Annotated in this window: 3 protein-coding genes and 1 pseudogene; 3 read left to right on the top strand and 1 reads right to left on the bottom strand. The window is 30.4% G+C overall.

Annotated elements, in window-relative coordinates; translation table 11 throughout:
• The coding region (locus tag N3F66_14990) for an AMP-binding protein (protein MCX8125452.1) at nt 1–275 on the bottom strand (275 nt) is incomplete at its 3' end.
• 402 nt (nt 276–677) lie between these two features.
• On the opposite strand from N3F66_14990, the gene N3F66_14985 reads away from it, so the two are divergent.
• From N3F66_14985 to N3F66_14975, 3 genes and pseudogenes are all read left to right on the top strand, one after another.
• Entirely contained in the window at nt 678–1,550 is an 873-nt protein-coding gene (locus tag N3F66_14985; protein MCX8125451.1) for a hypothetical protein, read from the top strand.
• Entirely contained in the window at nt 1,550–1,786 is a 237-nt protein-coding gene (locus N3F66_14980; protein MCX8125450.1) for a PAS domain-containing protein, read from the top strand. The genes N3F66_14985 and N3F66_14980 overlap by 1 nt, the downstream gene beginning before the upstream one ends.
• 4 nt (nt 1,787–1,790) lie before the next feature.
• Nucleotides 1,791–1,874: pseudogene (locus tag N3F66_14975) on the top strand (sigma-54 factor interaction domain-containing protein).
• The last annotated feature ends 51 nt before the right edge of the window (nt 1,875–1,925 follow it).

Genomic DNA, 1,925 nt, shown 5'->3' with positions numbered 1-1,925 from the left:
CGTACATTAAGCGTGTGAAGTACTGCCCCCATACATGGCACACCAAAATACAATTCAAGATGTCTATGGTTATTCAATGCAAAGGATGCAACACGGTCGCCTTTTTTAATTTTAAGGGATTGAAGAGCATGGGCAAGCTGGCAGCATCGTTTATACCATTGACCGTAATTATAGACAAATTTCTGGTCAGTATATACTGATACAATTTCTTTTTTTGGAAAATATTTAGCAGCCCTTTCCATAAAATTGGTAAGAAGTAAAGGGTACCTCATCATGGCAAACCTCCTTGATAGTAAATATTTTTAACCTATTAGCTATTGCATAAGTGCTTTGAAAACTTACTAACTTTAAGCAGATTGACTTTTTATTTTTTCTGCTAATTAATATATAAATTGTTTATTGTTAACATATAATATAATACAAATTATTTATACTTTGGTCAACACTTTTTTTCGTAATCAAGATAAAGTACAATATGGAGAAACATGTTAACAATTATAATCTTCTTGTATAGTATAAATTATCTTTGACAATGTATCCACAAAATATTATATTTCAAAAATGCTTTATATATTTTTACAAATCCTAATATTGTATAATGTTTATCAACAGTGCAATATAACAAATTATAGTTAATCATAATGCAACCTTAAACCGTTACTCATAAAGGTTTAAATATGATACACCGCAAAATTATTTTACTACTTTCAGCTCTATTATTTGTTTTGGGATGTTTTGATTTTACTATCGTTCAATATATAGAACAACAGAAAGACAAAAGCCTCATTATAACAGTAAGAGCAACATCCCCATTTTTGAAGGAAAAAAAGAAATCTACAGTGATTAACGAAGATGAATTTAAGAACAAAATTGTTACTACTAACATTACATTGCTATCATCTCGTTATATTGAAGATGATCTTGCTGGCACATATGAATTTGTTTTTAAAGCAAAACAACTACCTTCCAAATTAGAATCTACCCTTTCATCACCATTTTTACCATACAAGGATAAAAACGGACAATATATTTTTTTCTCACTGGGAACTTCCGAACTTAAACAGCCTTCAAATAATGATTTATTTGATACAAAGGAAATTGCTGAAACTATGTTAGCTGCTGCAAAATATCGATTAGCATTTGGTAATATAACTCCAAATAAAGCATTGATAATTGTAAATCGAAAGCAAATCGAAAAATTTAATCTTTCTATCTATCAGATGGGTAATGTCTATTGCATTGATATCCCGATGAATCTCATGTTTATGAATGAATCAGCTGTGATCGTATCATTTACCAATAACATCAACGATTCTGAAATCAGTAACTATCTTACAGAATTACGTAAAAAAAGAGAACAGGAAGAAAAAAAATACCGTGAAGAGCAACAGAAAAAAGATGAAACTGAAAAACTTAATGAAGATAAAAATAATAATGACACCATTGATAAGGATGACTATAATGAATATGAAAATGATTCAGGCATTAATAATGACAAAAGCACAGGTGAAGATACCAACATACACACTGACTCTGAAAATATAGAATAATGAACTCAGATTGCGTTGCAAACATTATTTTAGACAGCATTGCTGATGTATTCACTATTGACCTTGATTTTTGTATCACTTCACTAAATAATGCTGTCTGCAAAATTTTAGGGCTGCAAAGCAAAGATGAAGCACTAGGAAAGCTATGTTTTGAAATTTTTCACGCAACTATTTGTGAACTTTCCTGTGCATTACGTGAAACAATACAAACGGGTAAAAACATAGTAATTAAATAAAGCAGGTGTCTTTACCGATGCAAAGAAAGATAAACCCGGTAAAATAGCACTTGCCCAAGGTGGGACCATTTTCCTTGATGAAATTGGCTAACTGCCACTTATTATGCAGGTTAAATTGCTGCTTTTTTATAGTTTAAAG

Source organism: Spirochaetota bacterium, from assembly GCA_026414805.1.
Taxonomy (GTDB): Bacteria; Spirochaetota; UBA4802; order UBA4802; family UB4802; genus UBA4802.
Note: the sequence above shows the minus strand (reverse complement) of the source record. Positions and strands in the feature narration are given on the sequence as shown.